This is a genomic window from Pseudomonas sp. PDM28 (assembly GCF_019219115.1).
Classification (GTDB): domain Bacteria; phylum Pseudomonadota; class Gammaproteobacteria; order Pseudomonadales; family Pseudomonadaceae; genus Aquipseudomonas; species Aquipseudomonas laurylsulfatiphila.
On the sequence record NZ_JAHUWG010000009.1, the window covers coordinates 32,599 to 57,018 of the forward strand.

At 60.1% G+C, this 24,420-nt stretch carries 24 protein-coding genes; 13 read left to right on the forward strand and 11 right to left on the reverse strand.

The annotated features are described in order from the left end of the window. Positions 1 to 142: 142 nt before the first annotated feature. A complete protein-coding gene (locus KW841_RS20495) occupies positions 143 to 1,141 on the reverse strand; it encodes an AraC family transcriptional regulator (RefSeq protein WP_218479518.1) in 999 nt (332 codons plus the stop codon). A 338-nt stretch (positions 1,142 to 1,479) separates the two neighbouring features. On the opposite strand from KW841_RS20495, the gene KW841_RS20500 reads away from it, so the two are divergent. Both KW841_RS20500 and KW841_RS20505 read left to right on the forward strand, forming a co-directional pair. Further along, entirely contained in the window at positions 1,480 to 2,814 is a 1,335-nt protein-coding gene (locus tag KW841_RS20500) for a dicarboxylate/amino acid:cation symporter (protein WP_218479520.1), read from the forward strand. Between the two features lie 144 nt (positions 2,815 to 2,958). Beyond that, positions 2,959 to 4,140: a CaiB/BaiF CoA-transferase family protein gene (locus tag KW841_RS20505; RefSeq protein WP_218479523.1), complete on the forward strand. Its 1,182-nt coding sequence runs from the start codon at positions 2,959 to 2,961 to the stop codon at positions 4,138 to 4,140. Positions 4,141 to 4,276: 136 nt separating this feature from the next. On the opposite strand, the gene KW841_RS20510 is transcribed toward KW841_RS20505, so the two are convergent. After that, entirely contained in the window at positions 4,277 to 4,771 is a 495-nt protein-coding gene (locus KW841_RS20510) for a SprT family zinc-dependent metalloprotease (RefSeq protein ID WP_007980095.1), read from the reverse strand. 157 nt (positions 4,772 to 4,928) lie between these two features. Beyond that, entirely contained in the window at positions 4,929 to 5,531 is a 603-nt protein-coding gene (locus KW841_RS20515) for a Yip1 family protein (RefSeq protein WP_015096459.1), read from the reverse strand. Positions 5,532 to 5,875: 344 nt separating this feature from the next. Here KW841_RS20515 and ttcA point away from each other — a divergent pair, with 344 nt between their 5' ends. Both ttcA and KW841_RS20525 read left to right on the forward strand, forming a co-directional pair. Further along, complete coding sequence (gene ttcA / locus KW841_RS20520) at positions 5,876 to 6,700, forward strand: tRNA 2-thiocytidine(32) synthetase TtcA (RefSeq protein ID WP_015096458.1); 825 nt, start codon at positions 5,876 to 5,878, stop codon at positions 6,698 to 6,700. A gap of 136 nt (positions 6,701 to 6,836) precedes the next feature. Then, a complete protein-coding gene (locus KW841_RS20525) occupies positions 6,837 to 7,511 on the forward strand; it encodes a DNA-3-methyladenine glycosylase I (protein WP_218479525.1) in 675 nt (224 codons plus the stop codon). 88 nt (positions 7,512 to 7,599) lie between these two features. Here the strand turns inward: KW841_RS20525 and KW841_RS20530 are convergent, their stop codons facing one another. From KW841_RS20530 to arsC, 3 genes are read right to left on the reverse strand one after another with little or no spacing between them, the layout of a single operon-like run. Next, a complete protein-coding gene (locus KW841_RS20530; RefSeq protein ID WP_102699792.1) occupies positions 7,600 to 8,025 on the reverse strand; it encodes a DUF2069 domain-containing protein in 426 nt (141 codons plus the stop codon). Position 8,026: 1 nt separating this feature from the next. Then, positions 8,027 to 8,623 carry an NAD(P)H:quinone oxidoreductase gene (wrbA, locus tag KW841_RS20535; protein ID WP_218479527.1) on the reverse strand — a complete coding sequence of 199 codons (597 nt, stop codon included), beginning with the start codon at positions 8,621 to 8,623 and terminating at the stop codon, positions 8,027 to 8,029. Next, positions 8,620 to 8,973: an arsenate reductase (glutaredoxin) gene (arsC, locus tag KW841_RS20540; RefSeq protein ID WP_218479529.1), complete on the reverse strand. Its 354-nt coding sequence runs from the start codon at positions 8,971 to 8,973 to the stop codon at positions 8,620 to 8,622. The genes wrbA and arsC overlap by 4 nt, the downstream gene beginning before the upstream one ends. A gap of 114 nt (positions 8,974 to 9,087) precedes the next feature. Here arsC and KW841_RS20545 point away from each other — a divergent pair, with 114 nt between their 5' ends. Next, positions 9,088 to 9,555: a TlpA disulfide reductase family protein gene (locus KW841_RS20545; protein ID WP_104449059.1), complete on the forward strand. Its 468-nt coding sequence runs from the start codon at positions 9,088 to 9,090 to the stop codon at positions 9,553 to 9,555. Positions 9,556 to 9,641: 86 nt separating this feature from the next. Here KW841_RS20545 and KW841_RS20550 read toward each other — a convergent pair whose 3' ends face one another. The 4 genes from KW841_RS20550 to KW841_RS20565 form a co-directional block, all read right to left on the reverse strand. Further along, on the reverse strand, positions 9,642 to 10,046 hold the full coding sequence (locus tag KW841_RS20550; protein WP_095963697.1) for an META domain-containing protein: 405 nt from the start codon (positions 10,044 to 10,046) through the stop codon (positions 9,642 to 9,644). Further along, on the reverse strand, positions 10,046 to 10,480 hold the full coding sequence (locus KW841_RS20555) for a hypothetical protein (RefSeq protein WP_015096451.1): 435 nt from the start codon (positions 10,478 to 10,480) through the stop codon (positions 10,046 to 10,048). The genes KW841_RS20550 and KW841_RS20555 overlap by 1 nt, the downstream gene beginning before the upstream one ends. A 77-nt stretch (positions 10,481 to 10,557) precedes the next feature. Beyond that, a complete protein-coding gene (locus tag KW841_RS20560; protein WP_218479531.1) occupies positions 10,558 to 11,550 on the reverse strand; it encodes a 2-hydroxyacid dehydrogenase in 993 nt (330 codons plus the stop codon). A gap of 100 nt (positions 11,551 to 11,650) precedes the next feature. Next, a complete protein-coding gene (locus tag KW841_RS20565; protein ID WP_218479533.1) occupies positions 11,651 to 14,404 on the reverse strand; it encodes a response regulator in 2,754 nt (917 codons plus the stop codon). A gap of 215 nt (positions 14,405 to 14,619) precedes the next feature. Between KW841_RS20565 and KW841_RS20570 the strand changes: the two genes are divergently transcribed. From KW841_RS20570 to KW841_RS20580, 3 genes are all read left to right on the forward strand, one after another. Continuing rightward, positions 14,620 to 15,339, forward strand: a complete 720-nt coding sequence (locus KW841_RS20570) for a response regulator transcription factor (RefSeq protein ID WP_218479535.1) — start codon at positions 14,620 to 14,622, stop codon at positions 15,337 to 15,339. Then, entirely contained in the window at positions 15,329 to 16,687 is a 1,359-nt protein-coding gene (locus KW841_RS20575; RefSeq protein WP_218479537.1) for a sensor histidine kinase, read from the forward strand. Before KW841_RS20570 ends, KW841_RS20575 begins: the two co-directional genes overlap by 11 nt. 167 nt (positions 16,688 to 16,854) lie before the next feature. Beyond that, on the forward strand, positions 16,855 to 17,331 hold the full coding sequence (locus tag KW841_RS20580) for a hypothetical protein (RefSeq protein ID WP_218479539.1): 477 nt from the start codon (positions 16,855 to 16,857) through the stop codon (positions 17,329 to 17,331). Between the two features lie 46 nt (positions 17,332 to 17,377). Here KW841_RS20580 and KW841_RS20585 read toward each other — a convergent pair whose 3' ends face one another. Further along, positions 17,378 to 17,758: a hypothetical protein gene (locus tag KW841_RS20585; RefSeq protein WP_218479541.1), complete on the reverse strand. Its 381-nt coding sequence runs from the start codon at positions 17,756 to 17,758 to the stop codon at positions 17,378 to 17,380. A gap of 463 nt (positions 17,759 to 18,221) precedes the next feature. Between KW841_RS20585 and cysM the strand changes: the two genes are divergently transcribed. The 5 genes from cysM (at position 18,222) to KW841_RS20610 (ending at position 24,376) form a co-directional block, all read left to right on the forward strand. Beyond that, a complete protein-coding gene (gene cysM / locus KW841_RS20590) occupies positions 18,222 to 19,124 on the forward strand; it encodes a cysteine synthase CysM (RefSeq protein WP_116579933.1) in 903 nt (300 codons plus the stop codon). Beyond that, positions 19,124 to 20,476, forward strand: coding sequence for a 23S rRNA (uracil(1939)-C(5))-methyltransferase RlmD (gene rlmD / locus KW841_RS20595; RefSeq protein ID WP_218479542.1), 1,353 nt, complete (start codon positions 19,124 to 19,126; stop codon positions 20,474 to 20,476). The genes cysM and rlmD overlap by 1 nt, the downstream gene beginning before the upstream one ends. A gap of 122 nt (positions 20,477 to 20,598) precedes the next feature. Next, positions 20,599 to 22,842 (forward strand): GTP diphosphokinase, encoded by a 2,244-nt coding sequence (gene relA / locus KW841_RS20600; RefSeq protein ID WP_007974540.1) that lies wholly within the window; start codon positions 20,599 to 20,601, stop codon positions 22,840 to 22,842. 129 nt (positions 22,843 to 22,971) lie between these two features. Further along, positions 22,972 to 23,805 carry a nucleoside triphosphate pyrophosphohydrolase gene (mazG, locus tag KW841_RS20605; protein WP_218479544.1) on the forward strand — a complete coding sequence of 278 codons (834 nt, stop codon included), beginning with the start codon at positions 22,972 to 22,974 and terminating at the stop codon, positions 23,803 to 23,805. Positions 23,806 to 23,833: 28 nt separating this feature from the next. Continuing rightward, a complete protein-coding gene (locus tag KW841_RS20610) occupies positions 23,834 to 24,376 on the forward strand; it encodes a DUF2058 domain-containing protein (protein WP_007974544.1) in 543 nt (180 codons plus the stop codon). Positions 24,377 to 24,420: the final 44 nt, after the last annotated feature.

A 24,420-nucleotide genomic window follows, 5' to 3' on the forward strand; every position in this document is an offset into this window, starting at 1 on the left:
TCTTTCGGGCCTCTTCGCGGGCAAGCCCGCTCCCACAGGGTTTTGAGTGAGTCAGATGATTTGTGAACAACTTCGGCCATTGTGGGAGCGGGCTTGCCCGCGAAGGGGCCGGTGATCACACCGAAAAAACAGGCATTGAAACTCAGTGTTCCTGCGCCCGATAAGCCCCCGGTGTCAGCCCGGTCCACTTCTTGAACGCCCGGTGAAACGCCGACGGTTCGGAAAACCCCAATTGCTCGGCGATCTGTTGCAACGACAGGTCGGCACGGCTCAGGTGGTAAATCGCGATGTCCCGGCGCAACTGGTCCTTCAATTCCTGAAAGCTCGTGCCCTCGTCACGCAAATGCCGGCGCAAGGTTTGCGGGCTGATGTGCAGGTGTGCGGCCACGGCTTCCAGGTCGGGCCAGCGTGAACTGTCTCGGCTCAGCAAGCGGCGTAAACGGCTGCTCAGGCTGTCGCCGTCATCCGGACGCGAAAGCAGGTTGGCCGGGGAGTGCTCAAGAAAATGCTTGAGAGTGCGCTCATCCTGCAACAGCGGCATGGCCAGGTAGCGGCTGTGAAACAACAGGCTGCTCCGGGGGCGTGAAAACTCAAGCGGGCAGGAAAACAGCAGGTCGTACTCGGCGCCGTGTTCCGGTCGGGGGTAGCTGAACGTGGCCTGTTCCAGGCGAATGCGCTGGCCGATCAGCCAACTGCCGAAACGGTGCCAGATCACCAGCAGAGCCTCGGTCAGAAAGTGGTCCGGGTCCCAAAGCTGCGAGTCGTCCAGGCTCAGGCGGACCCATTCGTCCTCGTGAGTCAGGGTCAAACGCGGAGTCCCGGGGAATAGGCTATAAAACAATAAGCCGCGATTGAGTGCCTTATCCAGGCTGCGGCAGTGGATCACGGCATGGCACATCATCGCGAAGCTGCCCGGTTTGCTCGGGGCTTGCCCGAACCCCAGGTACTCGTCGTCCAGTGCCAACCATAAGGCTTGAATCAGTTGGGTGAATTGCTCTGGAGTGATGCGCGCCCGGGGTTCGTCGAGCAACTCGGGGCTGATCCCCAGTTGTTGTAGCAGGCCCGAGTAATCGTAGCCGTGCCGACGCGCACCACCCAGGGCGGCGAGGGCGAAATGACTGGCGATGGTGCGTTCACGCATGGCTGCAGGCCTGACCGTTGAACGACGGATGGTAGCTGCGCACTGCGGGCATGAACAGGGCGGATATCCGCCAAATTGCAGGACGACTTTTAGTGGAAGGGCGGAAATCCGCCACATGTTTGTAACTGTCCGGTGACAGGGAATTTGCTGCGACCCCTGATATCAAAAGGCTTGCAGGGTTTTTACGGAAGGTGGCACGGGCCTTGCGATACAACGTGCAGAGGCCTGCCGTTGCGCAGCTCGAAAAAACAAATCCCTCCAGTGCAGGAGGGTTCGCAATTGCGGTGTTGCGGGCAACAGATGGATGTTGTCACCGGGCACCCTTGAGGAACTTTGCAATGACGACTCGTCAGCCGCTGTACAAATCCCTGTATTTCCAGGTGATCGTTGCAATTGTCATCGGTATCGCCCTCGGTCACTACTATCCGCAGCTCGGTGTGGCCGTTAAGCCACTGGGCGACGGGTTCATCAAGCTGATCAAAATGATCATCGCCCCGATCATCTTCTGTACCGTTGTCAGCGGCATCGCCGGCATGCAGAACATGAAGTCCGTCGGCAAGACCGGTGGTTATGCTCTGCTGTACTTCGAAATCGTGTCGACCATTGCCTTGCTGGTCGGTCTGGTCGTGGTCAACATCGTGCAGCCAGGTAATGGCATGCATATCGACGTCGCCACCCTCGATGCCTCCAAGATTGCCACTTATGTTGCAGCCGGTGCTGACCAAAGCGTCGTCGGCTTCCTGCTGAACGTGATCCCTAGCACCATCGTCGGCGCCTTCGCCACCGGCGACATCCTGCAAGTGCTGATGTTCTCGGTGATCTTCGGTTTCGCCCTGCATCGCCTGGGTGCCTACGGCAAGCCGCTGCTGGACTTCATCGATCGCTTCGCCCACGTGATGTTCAACATCATCAACATGATCATGAAGCTCGCGCCGATCGGTGCCTTCGGTGCCATGGCGTTCACCATCGGTGCCTACGGTGTTGGTTCGCTGGTGCAACTGGGTCAACTGATGGCGTGCTTCTACATCACTTGCCTGCTGTTCATCCTGATCGTGCTGGGCTCCATCGCCCGCATGCACGGCTTCAGCGTGTTGAAAATGATCCGCTACATCCGTGAGGAGCTGCTGATCGTGCTCGGTACTTCTTCTTCGGAATCGGTGCTGCCACGCATGCTGATCAAGATGGAGCGTCTGGGCGCGCAGAAATCCGTAGTAGGCCTGGTGATCCCGACTGGCTACTCGTTCAACCTCGACGGTACTGCGATCTACCTGACCATGGCCGCGGTGTTCATTGCCCAGGCAACCGATACGCCCATGGACATCACGCACCAGATCACCCTGCTGGTGGTGTTGCTGCTGTCCTCCAAAGGCGCTGCGGGTGTGACCGGTAGTGGTTTCATCGTATTGGCTGCAACACTGTCCGCCGTCGGCCACCTGCCAGTTGCCGGCCTGGCGCTGATCCTCGGTATCGACCGCTTCATGTCCGAAGCACGTGCCCTGACCAACCTGATCGGTAACGCCGTGGCGACTATCGTTGTGGCCAAGTGGGTCAAGGAGCTGGACACCGACGTGCTGCAAGCCGAACTGGCTTCGGGCGGTCGCGGCATTGCCGACGAGCCTAAAGACGATGTTTTGGGCCACGTCGAAGAGGTCGCCCCGGCTAACGCCAAGTAAGCCTTGTTCTGATGAAAAACCCGCTTCGGCGGGTTTTTTGTTGCCTGCGGTTTGAGCGTAACGGTCACTGCACGTGGCACATAAGGTGATTGCTGCAATGCGATCGGCTGCCTAGGCTGGAGGCATTGTTAACGGAGAACGTTCATGCTCGGTCCATTGGCATCACTTAAGGTTCTGGATTTTTCGACGCTGCTGCCGGGGCCGTTCGCCTCGTTGCTGTTGGCGGACATGGGCGCCGAAGTGCTGCGCATCGAATCACCGACCCGCCTGGATCTGCTGCGGGTGTTGCCGCCCCACGATCAAGGGGTGTCGGCCAGTCATGCCTACCTCAACCGCAACAAGCGCAGCCTGGCCCTGGACCTCAAACAGCCTGAGGCGCTGGATGTCATCAAGCAGCTGTTGCAGGACTACGACATCGTGCTGGAGCAATTCCGCCCCGGTGTCATGGAGCGACTGGGCCTGGGGTATGAGGCCCTGAAGGCGATCAACCCAAAACTGATTTATGTGTCGATCACCGGCTACGGCCAGACCGGCCCCTACAAGGACCGCGCCGGCCACGACATCAACTATCTGGCCTTGTCCGGGCTGGCGAGTTACACCGGCCGAGCCGACAGTGGGCCACTGCCGTTGGGCATGCAGGTAGCGGATGTCGCCGGTGGTTCGCTGCACGGGGTGATTGGCTTGCTGGCGGCGGTCATCGCCCGGCAGCAAACCGGCCAAGGCCAGCATCTGGATGTCAGCATGACCGACTGCGCGTTCAGCCTGAATGCACTGGCGGGTGCGGGATATCTGGCCTGTGGCGTCGAGCCGGGGCCGGAAAACCAGGTGCTCAATGGCGGCAGCTTTTACGATTACTACCGCTCCCGGGATGGGCGCTGGCTGTCGGTGGGCAGCCTGGAACCGGTGTTCATGAAGCAGTTGTGCGCAGCGTTGGGGCTGGAGGAACTGGCTGGCTTAGGCCTGTCACCGCAACCGGCGCATCAGAAAAAGCTGAAAGACGCGTTGAAGGTCGAATTCGAAAAGCATGATTTTGCCGAGTTGCGTGCGCTGTTCGCGGAACTGGATGCGTGCGTCGAACCGGTGTTGAGCCTGGGAGAGGCGCTGTGTCATCCGCAGTTGCAAGCGCGGGAGTTGGTGACCGACGTGCCGCGGGACGATGGTTCGGCTCAGGCGCAGATGGCTTGTCCGCTGAAGTTTTCAGAGGGGTTGCCTGAGCCGAAGCATATCGGCGCGGTGCTGGGGCAGCATACGGATCAGGTGTTGGGGGAGTTGGGGTTCAGTGCTGAGCGGATTGCTGAATTGCGGTTCGCCAAGGTAATTCTCTAGCGTCAGATCCGGCCTCTTCGCGGGCAAGCCCGCTCCCACAGTGGTCGGGGGTTGTCCACAGAACTTGTCATCGACGCGAATCCCTGTGGGAGCGGGCTTGCCCGCGAAGAGGCCAGTACAGCCACCGCAAATCTCGCTACTCGACCCGCATCTCCCCACTGAACACCAGGGTGTTGCGACACCGTCGGCACAGGTACCGCCGCCCTTGCCGCACCAGGCTGTGGCGCTGGGCCGAGAACGGGAAGTCGCTGTCGGCGCACGGGCATTTGTAGATGTAACGTGTCACGCTGCGGCGTTTGACGTCATAGGTGTGGCAGCGGTTGGGCGGCAGTTCGTACACGCCGCGCATGATCAATTGCCACTCTTCGCCATGGGGCTGGATGCGGTCGCCGAACAGCTGGTGGGCGATCAGGTGCGCGACTTCATGGGCCACGGTCTGCTTGAGGAAGTCCTCGGTATTCTCCCGGTACAGCTGCGGGTTGAAGCGCAGCAGGTTCTCGTGCAAATGCGCGACACCGGCTTTTTGTCCGCGCAGCTTGAGGCTCACCACGGGGCGTTTGAAAGGTCGTTTGAAAAAGGATTCGGCTAGTTGGAAACAGTCTTCGACGCGGGAATTGAGTTGCTCGGGCATGCTTGATGGATCTCCAGAGCGGTCGAGTATGCCGCAACCCTCGGACGTTGCGAATCACCAGGTTGCCGAATGGTCGTGGGCGTTCTCGTTGCTGAAGAATGAAAAGGCCGCTTCGCGGCGGCCTTTATCGGCATTTCTGATTTTCGATGATGTGCGGCTAGTTGGTGTAGACCGGCCCCACGCCGAGTCCCCAGACAATCACAGTGAACGCCATGATGGCGACCAGCACCACCAGGCCTACGGCGAGCACTGAACTTGAAAACAGGAAGCCCTCGTCAGATGGAATGTTCATGAACGTCGGTAAGCCCACATACAGCAAGTACACCGTGTAGCAGATGGCTGCGGTGCCGACGATCATCCCCAGCCACAGGTGCGGGTACAAGGCTGCGAGGCCGCCGATGAACAAGGGTGTCGCGGTGTAGGTTGCAAACGCAATGCAGCGGGCGAGGCTTGGGTTGGCGTCATAGGTGCGGGCCATCCAGTGAATGAATGCGCCCATTACCGCGACACCCCCGAGCATCGCCAGGTACGACATGACCGTCATCCATATCGCGCTTTCTACGGTCAACATCACGGGAGGCCGATTGCCGATGACCCAGCCGACCTGTGTGGTGCCTATGAAGGCAGACACGGCGGGGATGGCCGCCAGGATCAGCGTATGGGTCAGGTACATGTGGCTGATGCTTTCCTCCTGGTCGCCACGGATTTCTTTCCATTCTTGGTCAGGGTGGGTGAAGAGCCCCACTACGTGATGGATCATGCCAGTCACTCCTCTTGTCTTTACCGTCGCCCCCCAGTGGAGCGCCTACGGGCCAATGCGGCCAAGCAAGTCACAGGTCTGAAATATGTAAGCGACCTTATGTCGCAGTATAGGGAGGAGTTTCCATGGGTGGAGTAGGGGCTTTAGAGCAAATCGCGCTGTAAACACGAGGCCTAATCGCGGTTGCGTCTGTAGAGGCTGCCGAAGGCTGCGATCTTTTGATCTTTGGTGATTTCAGCGCCACCGAAGATCAAAATCAAAAGATCGCAGCCTTCGGCAGCTCCTACGGGTCGATTTTTTGCGTAAAATGCCCGCCTTTCGTCACACCTCACGGATTTCGCGTCATGGGCACTCTCACGGTCAACCAGAACAAACTGCAAAAGCGCCTTCGCCGACAGGCCGGTGAGGCGGTTGCCGATTTCAACATGATTGAAGACGGCGACAAGGTCATGGTCTGCCTGTCCGGTGGCAAGGACAGCTACACCATGCTCGATGTGCTGATGCACTTGCAGAAGGTCGCGCCGATCAAGTTCGAGATCGTGGCCGTGAACATGGATCAGAAGCAGCCGGGCTTCCCGGAGCACGTGCTGCCGGCCTACCTGAAAGAGCTGGGTATCGAGTACCACATCGTCGAGAAAGACACCTATTCGGTGGTCAAGGAGCTGATTCCGGAAGGCAAGACCACGTGCTCGCTGTGCTCGCGCCTGCGTCGCGGCACGCTTTACACCTTCGCTGATGAAATTGGCGCGACCAAGATGGCCTTGGGTCACCACCGCGACGACATCGTCGAAACGTTCTTCCTGAACATGTTCTTCAACGGTTCGCTCAAGGCCATGCCGCCGAAGCTGCGCGCCGACGATGGTCGTAACGTGGTGATTCGCCCGCTGGCCTACTGCAACGAAAAAGACATCCAGGCCTACTCGGACTTCAAGCAATTCCCGATCATTCCGTGCAACCTCTGTGGTTCCCAGGAAAACTTGCAGCGCCAGGTGGTCAAGGAAATGCTGCAGGATTGGGAACGCAAGACCCCGGGCCGTACCGAGAGCATTTTCCGCAGCCTGCAGAACGTGATCCCGTCGCAACTGGCGGACCGCAACCTGTTTGACTTCACCAGCCTCAAGATTGACGAAAGCGCCGCATCGCGCTTCGTCAACGTGGTCAACCTCTAACCACAACTACTGTGGGAGCGAGCTTGCTCGCGATTGCGCCATGTCAGTCGACTTCAATGTTGAATGACACACCGCTATCGCGAGCAAGCTCGCTCCCACAGGTTTTTTCGTTTTATTTCAGATTACTGGAGAGGGCATGCGCGATTACAAGTGGCTCAATGAATACTGTCTGAACCGCTTCGGTTCGGCGGCTGAACTGGAAGCCCATCTGCCCGTTCCCAAGACTCCCGCGCAGTTACGCAAGATCAGCGACGATCGCTACCTCTCGATGATGGCGCTACGGGTATTCCGCGCCGGGCTCAAGCACAGTCTGGTGGACGCCAAGTGGCCAGCCTTCGAAGAAGTGTTCTTCGGGTTCGATCCGGAAAAAGTCGTGCTGATGAGCGCCGAGCACCTTGAGCGGCTGATGCAGGACACGCGGATCATCCGGCACCTGGGCAAGCTCAAGAGTGTGCCGCGCAATGCACAGTTCGTACTGGACGTGGCCCATGAAAAGGGCAGCTTCGGCGAGCTGATCGCCGACTGGCCGGTGACCGATATCGTCGGGCTCTGGAGCTTCCTGAAAAAACGCGGTCATCAGTTGGGTGGCCTGTCAGCCCCGCGCTTCCTGCGGATGATCGGCAAGGACACCTTTGTGCCGAGCTACGACGTGGTCGCGGCGCTGAATGCGCAAGACATCATCGACAAGGTGCCGAGCAGTCTGCGCGACCTGGCGTTGGTGCAGGATGTGTTCAACCAGTGGCATGCGGAAAGTGGCGGGCGGCCGATGAGCCAGATTTCGATGATGCTGGCTTATACCGTCAATCATTGAGACCGCGTCGCCCCCTTCGCGAGCAAGCCCGCTCCCACATTGGATTGCATTTCAATGTGGGAGCGGGCTTGCTCGCGAAGGCGACTGATCAGGCGACGGAAGTCTCGCCCTCGCCAGCCAGCTTACGGTTCAACTGATAACGCCAGCGCACATACAACAGTGCCGAGCAAAACACCGCCAGGCTTGCGCCCATCTCCAGCAAACCGAAGATTTGCCGGTTCGGGTCATAAGCGGCCAGCGCGCCCTTGATGAAATACAGGTTCACCACAAAGCACATCCATGAATGCCCGCGAGGACTGCCGACGATCATGCCCGGCGCCAGTATCAGCAGTGGCACCAGTTCGATCAGCAGAATCACCCATGGCCGGGCGCCATGCAGGTCGGCGATCAGCAGGTAGTAGACGCACAGCAGGCCCACCAGCCCCAAAAAGCACAGCAGGCTGATGACACGCATCGCCCGCACTCGCGGCTCGAGCCAGTCAATGGCGGGGAGAATCTTCGGCTTCCTGGCCACTTCAGCTCTCCAGTTTCTGTGCAGTCTTGGCCAGGCGCATGCCCAACGCGCGGCACAGCGCCACTTCATGGCTATCCAGGCCGCTTTTGCCGTCGGCACCGGCGTGGTGGCTGGCGCCGTATGGCGTGCCGCCGCCCTGGGTTTCCAGCAGTGCCGATTCGCTGTACGGCAGGCCGGTGATCAGCATGCCGTGGTGCAACAACGGCAGCATCATCGACAGCAGGGTCGTCTCCTGGCCGCCGTGCAGGCTCGCGGTGGAGGTGAACACGCCGGCCGGTTTACCCACCAGGGCGCCGGTCAGCCACAGGTTGCTGGTGCCGTCGAGGAAGTACTTCAGCGGCGCGGCCATATTGCCGAAGCGGGTCGGGCTGCCGAGTGCCAGGCCGGCGCAGTTCTTCAGGTCGTCGAGGCTGGCATACAGCGCGCCTTCGTCGGGAATATCCGGCGCAACGGCTTCGCACTCGGTGGAAATCGCCGGCACCGTGCGCAGGCGGGCCTCAAGCCCGGCCTGTTCGACGCCACGGGCGATCTGCCGGGCCATTTCGTTGGTCGAGCCGCTGCGGCTGTAGTACAGAACCAGAATGTAAGGTGCACTCATGGCAACAGTTCCAGGATCTGCTCCGGTGGGCGGCCGATGATGGCTTTGTCACCGACTTCGAGAATCGGTCGCTCCATCAGTTTCGGGTGGGCGGCGATGGCGGCGATCAACTGCGCTTCGCTCAGGCTGCCGTCGGCCAGATTGAGGGTCTTGTACTCGTCCTCGCCGGTGCGCAGCAGTTGCCGCGCGCTGATCCCGAGTTTGCCCAGCAGGCGCTGGATTTGCGTGGCGTCCAGCGGAGTGTCCAGGTAACGCACCACGGTCGGGGCCAGGCCACGGGCTTCGAGCAATTCGAGCGCACCGCGGGATTTCGAGCAGCGCGGGTTGTGATAAAGCGTCAGATCGGTCATGAGCGGGTCGCATCTTGCGTAAGGTGGCGGCTATTCTAACTGTGCAGCGCGCAATCCAGAACCGTGAGAGGCGATGGGTCGCAGGCGTATTCAATTTTTGACAAGGAACACGACATGACAAGGCGACTGGCAGCAGCATTGGCGATCATCGGAGCGTTGATGCTGGGGGGGTGCGGGAATGACTATGGCATCGACCAGGACGGCCACAAGATCGCCGCCGACCGACTGGACGGAAAATGGCTGGTACTCAACTACTGGGCAGAATGGTGCGGACCCTGCCGTACCGAAATCCCGGAGTTGAACACCCTGGCCGAGCAGCTCAAGGACAAGAAAATCGGTGTGTTCGGGGTTAACTTCGACAACGTCCAGGGGCAGGAACTGAAGGGCGCGAGCGAGAAACTGGGGATCAAGTTCACGGTGTTGGCCCAGGATCCTGCCGAATTGTTCGAATTGCCGCGCAGCGAGGCATTGCCGGTGACGTACATCATCGATGACAAGGGCAAGGTGCGTGAGCAGTTGATGGGTGAGCAGACGGCAGCGGGGGTGATGGCGAAGCTTGAGGCGTTGCAGGCAAAAAACTAAGGCAAAAGATCGCAGCCTTCGGCAGCTCCTACAGGTTTACGTCTAGTCCTGTAGGAGCTGCCGAAGGCTGCGATCTTTTTTGCGGATCAACCCTCTTCAAGCCACCAACGCAGCGGCTTGCCTTCGGCTGGCCAGAAGCGGATCTGCTCGATCGGGGAGACGTCCCAGCGCTGGACGTTTTCCAGGGCCTGCAGGAAGCGTTTTTCCTGCTCCATCAGTGCCGGCGCGCACAGTTTGCGGGTGCTGCCGATTTTGCCGAAGGTCAGTTTGTCGCCCTCCAGGGTGTACGGCGCGAACCAGTGGTTGCAGCCGCCATTGCCGTAGGCCCGGCCATCTTCACCGAGCGTGATGGTCAGGTGGCTGTAGTCCATTAGCGGCCGCTCGCCGATCCACTCCAGGATGTAGCTGCGATTGTGTTCAAGCTGCACCGGCTCGGCGGCGCAGCCCAGCAGGCTGGCACCGGCCATCGCGCTCAGGGCGAGGCGTTTCATCACGCAGGCTCCTGGCATTTCGGGCACAGGTGTTTCTCGCCGACGGTAGTCCAGCCCAGCTCGGCAATTCTTGCGGTGGCGGCAGGTTTTTCCGCCTTGTTGCCCAGTTTGGCGTCGACGGCGAACTCGAAGCTCAGCGCTTTGGCGCAGCTGTCGCAGTTCACTTGCCAGGTATGGATCGCCAGTTCGCCGAACACCGGGCCGCTGGCCACCGCGACCCATTGGCCGGGCGGATTGATCAGGTGGCGAACCGTTTCGACGGTCAGGCGCATGGACAAGTCCTTGGCGCCCTTGAGGGTCACGACCAGCACGTCGTTGTTGCGAATCGAGCCACCGTTGCCGGTGACCTGATAGCGCCCCGGCACCAGGGCGCGGCATTCGGTGAGGGTGTGTTGCGGGTTCATCAGGCTGTAGCGGAAATCGTGTTCGACCATGGGTCCTCCAAATATGCGCGATATGCTAGCACGGGCTTGCATGCTGCATCGCGCAGGCCGATGACCTTCGATCCGTTTCAGTCGCCCGTGACCAGGTTTTCCGGTTTGCCCGCCACCCAGGCGGCGATGTTGCGCAACGTGGTGGCGGCAATCGCGTCCAGCGCTTCGTGGGTCAGAAAGGCCTGGTGCGCGGTGACGATCACGTTAGGAAAGGTCAGCAACCTGGCCAGCACATCGTCTTGCAGCGGCAGGTCGGAGCGGTCCTCGAAGAACAGTTGTGCCTCCTCCTCATATACGTCCAGCCCCAGATAGCCGAGGCGACCGTCTTTCAATGCGTCGATCAGCGCCGGGGTGTCCACCAGGCCGCCACGTCCGGTATTGATCAGCATCGCGCCCGGCTGCATGTGGGCCAGTGATTCACGGTTGATCAAGTGCTTGCTCTGCTCGTTGAGCGGGCAGTGCAGGCTGATGATCTGCGATTCGGCCAGCAGTTGCGGCAGGCTCAGGTAGCGCGCGCCCAAGGCTTCGACCTGCGGGTTGGGGTAGGGGTCATAGGCCAGTAGCCGGCAGCCAAAACCGTTCATGATTTTGGCGAAGGTGGCGCCGATCTGCCCGGTACCGACCACGCCGACCGTCTTGCCCACCAGGTCGAAACCGGTCAGCCCTTGCAGCCTGAAATCCCCGTCGCGGGTGCGGTTGTAGGCGCGGGGCAAGCGGCGGTTGAGTGCGAGGATCAGCGCCACTGCGTGTTCGGCCACGGCGTGGGGCGAATAGGCCGGGACGCGCACGATGGCCAGTCCCAGACGTTTTGCCGTTGGCAAGTCGACGTGGTTGTAACCCGCCGAGCGCAGGGCGATCAGGCGCGTGCCTCCAGCGGCCAGGCGCTCGAGCACTGCCGCGCCAAGGTCATCATTGATGAACGCGCAGACCGCTTCATACCCTTGGGCGAGCGCGACCGTGTCGAGGCTCAGGCGAGCAGGCTGAAATTGCAGCTCGATGCCGGCCGGTCGCCCGGCCGCGAGAAAGCTGTCGATGTCGTAGTTCTGGCTGCTGAAAAGAATCGTGCGCATGATTTCCTCTTTGCCTCGTTCCTGTAAGCGCTGGCAAGCCAGCTCCCACAGAGCAGGTGGTGAGCTTACGCTGAGATTTGATTCCCGCGATTGCGCTGCATCAAGCGTTCATTCGCGCGTGGGCTGCCAGGCGATTGATCGCCCGGTCGAGCTCGTCCAGTGCCACGCTGGCTTTCGGGTCCTGTTGCTTGAGCAGGGTTTCGCTGCGTTGGCAGGCCGCACGCAATTGCGGCACGCCGCAGTAGCGTGTCGCGCCATGCAGGCGATGGACCCGTTCGATCAGGGCGTTGTGGTCATTGCTTTGCTGAGCCAGGCGGATGGCTTCGCGGTCTGCTTCCAGGGATGCCAGCAGCATCGCCAGCATGTCTGCGGCCAGATCAGCCTTGCCGGCGGCCAGGCGCAAACCTTCCTCGTGGTCGAGCACCAACAAGTCATGGGCGCCACCGTGCCCATCGCCGGAGCGCTCCGGGCTGTGATTGCGCAGTGCCAGGCCGCTCCACTTCAGCACCACCTGAGCCAATTGTCGTTCACTGATCGGTTTGGTCAGGTAGTCGTCCATGCCGCTTTGCAGCAGTGCGCGTTTTTCGTTGGCCATGGCGTGGGCGGTGAGGGCCACGATCGGCAACGGCGTGCAATGCCGTTCGCTTTCCCACTGGCGAATCGCCTCGGTGCTCTGGCGGCCATCCATGCCGGGCATCTGCACGTCCATCAATACCAGATCGAATGTCTCGTTCTGTACCGCCTTGACGGCGGCATAACCACTTTCCACCGCGAGCACCTTGGCGCCCATGTCTTCGAGCAGGGTCTGCACCAGCATCAGGTTGGCCGGGTTGTCATCGACGCACAGCACCTTCGGTGCACGGCTGGACACCGGTTCGCCCGGCTCGCTGCGCATCGGGCGCGGGCTGACCAGGTCAGACAGGGAGCGTCGCAGCTTGCGGGTACAGGCCGGTTTCGCCTGGAGCTGGCTGTGGGGGTTGGGCACGGAAAGGTGGAACAGCGTCTGCTCCGTGGTCGGGCACAGCACCAGCACTTTGCAGCCAAGGTGTTCGAGGTCCCAGATGTACTGGTTGAGGCGTTCCGGCGGCATGTCGTTGCTGGTGATGCCGAGTACGGCGAGGTCGATCGCCTGATCGGTCTGGTGGGCGGCGGTGACGCCATTGGTCAGGCTTTCCAGGGTATTGAACGGCGTGGTGCTCAGGCCGCAGTCTTCCAGTTGATGCTGCAACGCCTGCCGGGCCAGTTCGTGGTTTTCCAGCACCGCCACCCGACGTCCGAGCAGGGGCGCGGCGGGCAGGTCTTCGGCATCGTCGCGGGCTTTCGGCAGGCTCAGGCTGATCCAGAATTCCGAGCCTTCCCCGGGCGTGCTATCGACGCCGATCTCGCCGCCCATCTGTTCGATCAGGCGCTTGGAAATCACCAGGCCCAGGCCCGTGCCGCCGGGTTGCCGCGACAGCGAGTTGTCGGCCTGGCTGAAGGCCTGGAACAGCGCGCGCACGTCCTGGTTCGACAGGCCGATGCCGGTGTCCTGGATGCTGATGCGCAGTTGCACGGTGTCTTCGTGCTCTTCTTCAAGCATGGCGCGGGCGACGATGGTGCCTTCGCGGGTGAACTTGATTGCGTTGCTTACCAGGTTCGTCAGGATCTGCTTGAGCCGCAGCGGGTCGCCGACCAGGGACAGCGGCGTGTCCCGGTACACCAGGCTCACCAGTTCCAGCTGCTTGGCGTGGGCGGCGGGGGCGAGGATGGTCAGGGTGTCTTGCAGCAGGTCGCGCAGGTTGAACGGAATATGGTCGAGCACCAGCTTGCCGGCCTCGATTTTCGAGAAGTCGAGAATCTCGTTGATGATGCCCAGCAGGCTGTCGGCGGATTTTTCGATGGTGCCCAGGTAGTCGAGCTGGCGTGGGGTGAGCTCGCTTTTTTGCAACAGGTGGGTGAAACCGAGAATGCCGTTGAGCGGCGTGCGGATTTCATGGCTCATGTTGGCCAGGAACTCGGACTTGATCCGGCTTGCTTCCAGGGCCTCCTTGCGCGCCAGGTCCAGCTCGATGTTCTGGATCTCGATGGTTTCCAGGTTCTGGCGCACGTCTTCGGTGGCCTGGTCGATGCTGTGCTGCAATTCTTCCTGGGCGTTTTGCAGGGTGCCGGCCATGCGATTGATGCCGGAGGCCAGTTCGTCCAGCTCCTGGCTGCCAAGGGGCGGCAAGCGGGTTTCCAGATGGCCGTCCTTGAGTTGGGCTACGGCCTGCTTGATCTGGCTCAGTGGCCGGTTGATCGTGCGACCCATGCGCAGGGCCAGCAGTGCCGCACCGATCAGTCCGGCTGCGATCAGCATCAGGCTGGCGAACAGGCTGCGGTAACCGCGCAACAGCATGCTGTTATGGGACAGCTCCAGTTCGACCCAGCCCAGCAGGCGGTCGGCTTCCTCGGGAATAACGTCTCCGGCCAGGTTGCGGTGCTTGCCGAACACCGGCAGCAGATAGCGGGTCGCATCGTTGCCACTGCGGCGCAGCATCTGCGTGCCACTGCCGGAAGGCGTCTGGTTAAGCATGGTCGGGCCGGCGTGGGCCAGCAGCGTGCGGTCGGGAGACAGGAAGGTCACGGCCCGTACGTCGGTTTGTTCCAGGGCCTGGGTGGCGATGCGTTCGAGCAGTTCGTTGTCCTGATGGCCCATGGCTGGCGCTGCCAGTGGGGCCAACTGCTCGGCGATCATTTCGCCGCGCTGCATGAGTTGGGTTTGCAGGTCAGCCTGTTGCATCCAGGTAAAATATCCCCCCAGCACCAACGCCATCAGGCTGGTTGGCAACAGGGTCAGCAACAGCACGCGGCCTTTGATTCCCAGTTTCTTGAGCACGCATCTCTCCTGCATCCCGCTATTCATGGATCTGCACATATATCCGTCATGCAGCACTTGCGCAGTGTAGCGATTTGCTCGCGGGCAATCTTCGTAAAAATGCGGCTGCCATTCGTCAGCCCGAGCAGCTCATTGGTGCTCCAGCCAAGCGGTGGGTTGCCCCTGGCGAGGCAATCTTGAATAATCGTTGAACTGAGAATTGTTTGCAGATAGTCATGACTCCCATCACTGCCAGCCTCCCCCGAATCCTGTCCATCGAAGACGACCTCGTGCTGGGCGCCTACGTGCATGAGCATCTGGACCGCAGCGGCTTCCAGGTGACCTGGTGCCAGAACGGCCAGGAAGGCCTGGACATGGCGCGGCGGCAATCTTTCGACGTGGTGCTGATGGATATTCTGCTGCCGGGCATGGACGGTCTGGCGGTGCTGACCCAATTGCGCCAGAGCCATTCCACCCCGGTGTTGTTGATGTCGGCCCTCGGTGCCGAGGCCGACCGCATCAGCGGCTTTCGCCTGGGTGCCGACGATTACCTGCCAAAGCCTTTCAGCATGATGGAATTGCGGGTGCGCATCGAAGCCATCCTGCGGCGGGTGGCTCTCGACCGCCGTCCCGTCCCCGCGGTGCCAGCCCCTTCGATGGACAGCCTGCGTTTCGACGATGAAAGCTTCGAGGTGTTTTATGGCGAACGGGCCGGCGGCCTGACCCGCAGCGAGTATCGATTGCTGGAGACACTGCACCGCAGCGCCGACGAAGTCTTGAGCAAAGCCTTCCTTTATCAGCAGGTTCTGCAGCGCGGTTACGCGGCCCATGACCGCAGCCTGGACATGCACATCAGCCAGATCCGCCGCAAGCTCAAGGCCATTGGCTACACCGAGCGCGAAGTGCGCACGGTCTGGGGCAAGGGTTACATCCTGAGCGCCGCCGATGAAATGTAACTTGCCGGGCAGGCATTCGCTGTTCTGGAAGCTTGCTTGCCTATTGGTGGCGTTCTGTCTGCTGATGATCTGGCTCAGTTGGTCCTGGGGACGCTACATGGAAGTGCGCAACCAGTTCCTCTCGGATGAAGCGCGGGGCACCCTGACGCGCTATGCCGCCGAGGCCGAGCAGGCATGGCAACAGACGCAGAGCGCGGGTGTCGATGAATGGTTGCAAGGCATGCATCAGCGGGAAAAAGGCTGGGTGGGTGTCATCGGCGCGGATTTGCAGTCCTTGAGCAACCAATCGCTGACGGACAAGGAAGTCGAACGCCTGACTTTTTTGCGCGGCCTGGATTGGCCCGTACACAAGAAGGGCCGGCCCTGGATGCGCGTGCCGTTTCCCGGTGACCCTTCCGTCGGCAGCCTGGTGATCGAGTTGCCCGAGCGCTTCGTTCCCGGGCACTACCGGCTGTTCTGGCGAGTGATCACCAACGGGCTGATTCCGGGGTTATTCACCCTGTTGCTGTGCGTCGGGCTGTACCGCCTGCTGGTGGTGCCGCTCAATCACTTGCGCGCGCAGGCCAATGCCTGGCGTGTCGATCAACTGAACGTACGGCTCTCGAGCCGCACCACCAATCGTTCGGATGAACTGGGCGAGCTGGGCAGGGCGTTCGATCACATGTCTGAACGGCTGCAAAGTACCGTGGCCTTGCAGCAGCAACTGCTGCGCGACCTGTCCCACGAATTGCGTACGCCCCTGAGCCGCTTGCGGGTGGCCAGTGAAAGTGAGCAGGGGTTGGAGCTATTGCGCGAGCGCATCGGCCGTGAGGTCGATGGCATGCAGCGCCTGGTGGAAGACACGCTGCAGTTGGCCTGGCTGGACACCGAGCGCACCCGCTTGCCCGACGAAGCGATCCAGATCCAGGCGCTGTGGGAGATGCTCACGGAGAATGCCTGCTATGAAAGCGGTTGGCCTGATACTCGGCTGCAATGCACGGTGGATGCGTCCTGCTGGGTGCGCGGTCATCTCAACACCCTGGCCCAGGCACTGGAAAACATTCTGCGTAATGCGATTCGGCATTCGCCCAGCGGTGGCGTTGTTCATCTCGGCGGACGGCGTGATGGTGATTACTGGCACCTGTGGCTGGAAGATCAGGGGAGTGGCGTGGCGGAAGAGGATCTGGAGCGGATTTTCCTGCCCTTCACTCGACTCGACGGCTCACGGCCGGGGGACGGTGGGTTTGGCCTGGGGCTGAGCATTGCGAGGAATGCGGTGCGGCGCCAAGGCGGGCAAATTTGGGCGCAGAACACCGGCACTGGCCTGCAGGTGAATATGCGGTTGTTGGTTCATGCATCACCGGTTTGATTCGATGATGTTCGCAATGCTTAGTTTGATATAACTTGCAACATGTTTTGGGTGGGGTTGGCGAGTTGGAGGCTAAAGATCTAAGTCTGGATACCGATACCTAGTTTGCGAATAAAATCGAAGAGAGGACGGTAGAGAATATGATAATAAATTATCCACCCCTGTCGATGAAAGTGGATCCTTATGTTGTCAATAATCCTGGGGAAACAAAGAATGCATACACAATAACAGAGGCAGATAAAGCCGAAAGCAAGCTGAATTTTACAGACAAATATTCAATTGATGATCTGAAAAATTCGCTGAAGGGTTATGATTTCACATCGGTCACTACCGATGAACTTGTAGAGATTGGCGCGATATTCTTCGAGAAAGGTTTGATTGATTCAGGTGTGTTTGGTTTTTTTATATCCGGGAATATGGCGTCTGATGAAAATGGTCATCAGGCGGCAAGAAACGTTAAGTATAACGCAATAGCCATGTTTAATCAGATGTTTGAGGAGCGATTGGCTATTAGTGGGTCGTATTCCAATCCGGGATTTCATGAGATAACCAAGGATTTGTTACGTACGAATCACACCATCGCCGCGCTCTCTTTTTTTGCAGGCTCGGATCAAAACGATCTGTCCGTAAGCATTAAAGCCTGAACTCACCAGTGCCCGAAAAACTACCGGGCACTGGCAATCTTACTGCTTATCGCCCATATCGCGTGGTGCCGGAGTAACCTTTGGCTACGTTGTGTTCATTTTTGAGGCGGACTCTGTAAGTGCCTAGTCGACCCAATGCTGAAACATTTTGGCGGTTGCCACCGTCGACTTTGGTCCAGTTTGAACCATCCAGTCTTTCAATAAACAGTTGTGGAGGAGAGCCAGAACCAAGACCTGTAATAGTGGATGAAATATTTGCCTGTTGGCATCCGTTTGCGCTGGTGATGGTAAACGGCCCCTGTACAGTTATTTCTGTGTTGGCAGGTACAGTGCCACTATAGGAGTTTTGAATGTAGATGCATGCTGCCGAAGCCTGGCCGGCAGCAAGTATCAGTCCCGCGAGAGAAAATGTAAGAAAAATTTTCATTTGGTTTCTTCCTTGAAGTAAATTCATTTTGACAAATTTGAAGGTGTGAGCCTCGCATACGAGCTGTCGCGTTTCCCTGCACCCTATGAAAAGTCAGACGTCTTGTTGACTGATCATGGAAAAGATTACCTGCCAACTCTGATACTCACTAGTTCATGCGTGTCGTTGCAATGCGCAGGAAACTTCCGATGAATACATTCTTTTTTCTTACAGAAAATTGCATTTTCTGGCAGCGATTTGTTACCCCTTTTTTTAAACAGGACGGAAAGCTGCGACAGGTGCTTATCTCCGTGTCGTGCGAGTTGGGTTGCAGGAGCGAGGCTTGCCCACGAACAGGCACGCACATTCGCCACGAATGTCTCCCTTATTCCCATAAACCATAAGCACCACACTTTGCGTGATATGGCCTGCGAACGTTTGCCGGTATGATAGGCGCCCCCGCAGTCTGGATTGCGAATACGCCATGACCTTGCAGTACCCAACCATCGCCGATTGCGTCGGCAACACTCCGCTGGTCCGTTTGCAGCGCCTGCCCGGCGCCACCAGCAATACCCTTTTGCTCAAGCTCGAAGGGAACAACCCGGCGGGTTCGGTCAAGGACCGTCCGGCGCTGTCGATGATCACCCGCGCCGAACTGCGCGGGCAGATCCATGCCGGCGATACGCTGATCGAAGCGACCTCGGGCAACACCGGGATCGCCCTGGCCATGGCCGCGGCGATCAAGGGTTACAAGATGATCCTGATCATGCCGGACAACTCCAGTGCCGAACGCAAGGCGGCCATGACCGCCTATGGCGCCGAGCTGATCCTGGTCAGCCAGGAACAGGGCATGGAAGGCGCCCGTGACCTCGCGCAGAAGATGGAAGCCGAAGGTCGCGGCAAGGTTCTGGATCAGTTCGCCAACGGTGACAACCCCGAGGCGCACTACACCACCACCGGCCCGGAAATCTGGCGCCAGACCGAGGGCACCATCACCCATTTCGTCAGTTCCATGGGCACCACCGGGACCATCATGGGCGTGTCGCGCTACTTGAAAGAGCAGAACGACAACGTGCAGATCATCGGCCTGCAACCGATGGAAGGCTCGGCGATCCCGGGTATCCGTCGCTGGCCCCAGGAATACCTGCCGAAGATCTACCAGGCTGATCGCGTGGACCGGATCGTCGACATGGCCCAAAGCGAAGCCGAAGACGTGACCCGTCGGCTGGCCCGTGAAGAAGGCATTTTCTGTGGCGTGTCCTCAGGCGGTGCCGTGGCGGCAATGCTGCGCCTGTCCAAAGAAGTTGAAAACGCGGTGATCGTCGCGATCATCTGCGACCGTGGCGACCGTTACCTGTCGACCGGCATTTTCGACGCGGCCAACTGATGGCCAAACATGAAAGAGGTCTGCGCTTCCAGCCCACCGGTGGCAGCAAGGCCCCGCAAATCCCGACCGGCAAAAAGCAGCGCCTGACCATCGAGCGCCTGGCCAATGACGGTCGTGGCATCGCGTTTTTCGAAGGTCGCACCTGGTTCGTCATCGGCGCATTGGCCGGTGAGGAGATTGAAGCGCGTGTGCTCGGCGCCCACGGCAAAGTGGTCGAGGCGCGCACCGAGCGGGTGTTCAAGGCCAGCGAATTGCGTCGCCCGGCACCGTGCGCCCATGCCGGCCGTTGCGGCGGTTGCAGCGTGCAGCATCTGCCTCATAACGAACAACTCGCCCTGAAACAGCGCATGCTCGCCGAGCAGTTGTCGAAGGTTGCGGGCGTCGAACCCGAAGAGTGGGCGCCGCCTTTGAGCGGTGCGGAATTCGCCTACCGGCGTCGCGCCCGCGTGGCGGTGCGCTGGGACATGAAGGCGAAAAAGCTCGAAGTCGGTTTCCGTGCCGCCGGCAGCCAGGACATTGTTGGCATCGATGATTGCCCGGTGCTGGTACAGCCCTTGCAACCGATCATGACCCGCTTGCCGGAAATGCTGCGGCGCTTGAGCAAACCTCAGGCACTGGGGCACGTGGAGTTGTTCAGCGGCTCGACACTGGCGGTCTTGCTGCGGCACATGGCGCCGTTGTCGGAAAGTGACATGACCATCCTCAAGGATTTCTGCGCGTTCCATGAGGCCCAGTTGTGGCTGCATGGCGACGGTGAACCGCAACCGGTCGAGGCTGACCAGTCGCTGGGCTATCGTCTTGAACAGTGGGACCTGGAACTGGCTTACCGACCTGGGGATTTCATCCAGGTCAACGCCGGCGTCAACGAAGCGATGGTCGCCCAGGCGCTGGACTGGTTGAAGCCGACGGCGGATGAGCGCGTACTCGATCTGTTCTGTGGCCTGGGCAACTTTGCCTTGCCGCTGGCCAAGGCTGCTCGCGAAGTGGTGGCCGTGGAAGGTGTGCAGGTGATGGTCGACCGGGCGGCGGCGAACGCCGCTAGCAACAATCTGCATAACGCGAAGTTTTTTCAGGCCGATTTATCCCAGCCTTTGACGGACGCCGAATGGGCCGCCGAAGGCTTTTGTGCGGTACTCTTGGACCCACCGCGTGACGGTGCTTTCGAGGTTGTGCGCAAGCTCAAGTCCCTGGGCGCCGAGCGGTTGGTGTATGTGTCATGCAACCCGGCAACTCTGGCGCGCGACACGGTCGAATTGATCAAGCAGGGCTACCGGTTAAAACGTGCCGGGATTCTCGATATGTTTCCTCAAACGGCACATGTCGAGGCCATGGCGTTATTTGAAGCGAGCTAGGATGCTCGTCTGGTCCGACTGGCCCGCCCGTGCAGCCGCGCACCGAGCCCGACGTGGGCGCACCGGCAACGAAGGTCAGCGATTTGACGCATTGAATCTGCGTCGTAGGGAAGGTAAGCAAGATGGTACAGGTGAGAGCACACCAGCCGATCAACACCGACGGCAGTATCAATCTCGAGGCTTGGCTCGATCACGCGGTGAGTGTCGATCTGGCACTGGATCGCGAAGCCTTGAAGGAAGCCTGCGAGTACGCTCGCGAGGCCGAACAACAAGCCAATGCGGCACAGAATCTGTGGTCGGAAGGTAACTCGACTTTCCGTACCGGGCTTGAAATCGCCGAGATCCTCGCCGATCTAAAACTCGACCAGGACTCTTTGGTCGCCGCGATCCTGTATCGAGGCGTACGCGAAGGCCAGATCAAGTTGCCGGCGGTCAGCCAGCGCTTCGGTCCGGTGGTGGCCAAACTCATCGATGGCGTGCAGCGCATGGCCGCGATCAGCGACAGCCTGAGCCCGCGCAAATCCCTGGTGCTGGGCACCCAGGGCCAGGTGGAAAACCTGCGCAAGATGCTGGTGGCCATGGTCGATGACGTTCGCGTCGCCCTGATCAAGCTGGCCGAACGCACGTGCGCCATCCGTGCGGTGAAAACCGCCGATGACGAAAAGCGCAACCGCGTGGCTCGTGAAGTCTTCGACATTTATGCGCCATTGGCCCACCGCCTGGGTATCGGCCACATCAAGTGGGAGCTGGAGGATCTGTCCTTCCGTTACCTGGAGCCGGACCAGTACAAGCAGATCGCCAAGTTGCTCCACGAGCGGCGACTGGATCGCGAGCGCTTCATCAGCGACGTGATGAGCCAGCTGAAAAACGAATTGCAGGCCACCGGCGTCGATGCCGACATCAGCGGCCGGGCCAAACACATCTATTCGATCTGGCGCAAAATGCAGCGCAAGGGCCTGGAGTTCAGCCAGATCTACGACGTGCGTGCCGTTCGCGTGCTGGTGCCGGAAATGCGCGACTGCTACACCGCGCTCGGCATCGTCCACACCCTGTGGCGGCACATCCCGAAAGAGTTCGACGACTACATCGCCAACCCCAAGGAAAACGGCTATCGCTCGCTGCACACGGCGGTGATCGGCCCCGAGGGCAAGGTGCTGGAAGTGCAGATCCGCACCCACGCGATGCATGAGGAAGCCGAGCTCGGCGTGTGCGCGCACTGGCGCTACAAGGGCACCGACGTCAAGTCAGGTTCCAATCACTACGAAGAGAAAATCTCCTGGCTGCGTCAGGTGCTGGAGTGGCACGAAGAGCTGGGCGACATCGGTGGCCTGGCCGAACAGCTGCGGGTCGATATCGAGCCTGACCGGGTCTATATCTTCACCCCGGACGGCCACGCCATCGACTTGCCGAAGGGTGCGACGCCGCTGGACTTCGCCTACCGCGTACACACCGAAATCGGTCACAACTGCCGTGGCGCCAAGATCAACGGGCGCATCGTGCCGCTCAACTACAGCCTGCAAACCGGTGAACAGGTCGAGATCATCACCAGCAAGCACGGCACCCCGAGCCGTGACTGGCTGAACCCCAACCTGGGTTACGTCACCACGTCGCGGGCACGGGCGAAGATCGTTCACTGGTTCAAGCTGCAGGCTCGCGACCAGAACGTCGCGGCCGGTAAAACCCTGCTTGAGCGCGAGCTCAATCGCCTCGGCTTGCCGGCGGTGGATTTCGACAAGCTGGCCGACAAGGCCAACATGAAAACCGCCGAAGACCTGTTCGCCGCCCTCGGTGCCGGCGACTTGCGTCTGGCGCAACTGGTCAACCTGGCGCAGCAACTGGTCGAGCCGGAGCGCGGCAACGAACAGCTGGAATTGATTCCGCGCAAAGCCACGGGCTATAAACCGGGCAAGCGCGGTGATATCCAGATCCAGGGCGTAGGTAACCTGATGACCCAGATGGCCGGCTGCTGCCAGCCGTTGCCGGGCGATGCCATCGTCGGCTACATCACCCAGGGCCGCGGTGTGAGCATTCATCGCCAGGACTGCGCCTCGGTGCTGCAACTGGCCGGGCGCGAGCCGGAGCGGATCATTCAGGTCAGTTGGGGGCCGGTGCCGGTGCTCACCTATCCGGTGGACATCGTCATCCGCGCCTACGACCGTTCCGGTTTGCTGCGTGATGTGTCGCAAGTGCTGCTCAACGAGCGGATCAACGTGCTGGCGGTCAATACCCGCTCGAACAAGGAGGACAACACCGCGCTGATGTCCCTGACCATCGAGATTCCGGGGCTGGATGCATTGGGGCGGTTGCTGGGGCGGATTTCCCAGTTGCCGAACATCATCGAAACCCGGCGTAACCGCACACCTTGATGAACAGCGCCGACTCAATGTGGGAGCGGGCTTGCTCGCGAAAGCGGTGTGTCAGTCGACATCTGTGTAGCCTGATACTCCCTCTTCGCGAGCAAGCCCGCTCCCACAGGGTCCAGTAGAGATTGATCGATGTATTCACTTGAAGATTTGCTGCACCTGATGAATCGCCTGCGCGACCCGCAGTACGGTTGCCCATGGGACATCAAGCAAACGTATGCCACCATCGTCCCGCACACCCTTGAGGAAGCCTACGAAGTCGCCGACGCGATCGAACGCGGTGACTTCGATCACTTGCAGGGCGAGTTGGGCGATCTGCTGTTCCAGGTGGTGTATTTCAGCCAGCTGGCTCGCGAAGAAGGGCGCTTCGAGTTTGCCGGCGTAGTCGACAGCATCACCCGCAAGCTGATCCGCCGTCATCCCCACGTGTTCCCCACCGGTGACCTGTACGCGCCTCTGGATGTCCCGCGCCTGAGCGAAGAGCAGGTCAAGCAGCGCTGGGAAGAGATCAAGGCCGAAGAACGCGCGGAGAACTCTTCGGCACCCGAGCAGTTGTCGTTGCTCGACGACGTCCCTGCTGCATTGCCGGCGTTGTCGCGCTCGGCAAAATTGCAGAAGCGCGCGGGGCAGGTCGGCTTCGACTGGCCGGACGCCTTGCCGGTGCTCGATAAAGTGCGTGAGGAGCTCGATGAAGTGCTCGAAGCCATGTCGGAAAACGATGCCGAAGCCGTGGCCGACGAGATCGGCGACCTGCTGTTTTCCGTGGTCAATCTGGCGCGGCATCTCAAGGTTGATCCGGAAACCGCACTGCGTGACGCCAACGGCAAGTTTGAAAGACGCTTTCGTTTTATCGAACAGGCATTGCGCGATACCCGTCGTCCCATAGAAGATTGCACCCTCGAAGAGTTGGACGCCTTGTGGGGCGAAGCCAAACGTCAGGAAAAGAATTTGCCCAGCTGCGGTTGAGCCGTGGCCCAAGTGAGTAATAAGCACCATGAGCATTTCCCTTCGCGACCAGTTGCTCAAAGCAGGGCTGGTCAACCAGAAGCAGGCCAAGCAGGTCAGCAAAGACAAGCAGAAACAACAGCGCCTGGCCCACAAAGGCCAGATCGAGCTGGATGACTCCCAGCAGCGCGCGGCTCAGGAAGCCATGGCCGAGAAGGTCAAGCGCGATCAGGAACTCAACCGCCAGCAGCAGGAGAAAGCCGAGGCCAAGGCCCGTGCCGCGCAGGTCAAGCAACTGATCGAAGTCTCGCGCCTGCCAAAGCTGACGACCGAGGACTACTACAACTTCGTCGACGACAAGAAGGTCAAGCGCATCTGCGTCAACACCCTGATGCGCAACAAGCTCAGCAGCGGATCGTTGGCCATCGTGCATCACGCTGGCGGCTACGAAGTGATTCCGCGCGAGGCGGCGCTGAAGATTCAGGAGCGCGATCCGCAGCGCATAGTGCAGCTCAATGTGCAGACTGAAGAGGTCATCGCCGAGGACGATCCGTACGCGGCCTATCAGATTCCTGATGACCTGATGTGGTAACAGATTCAATGTTCTAGCGGGCTTACATGTTTGCTAGTACTTTG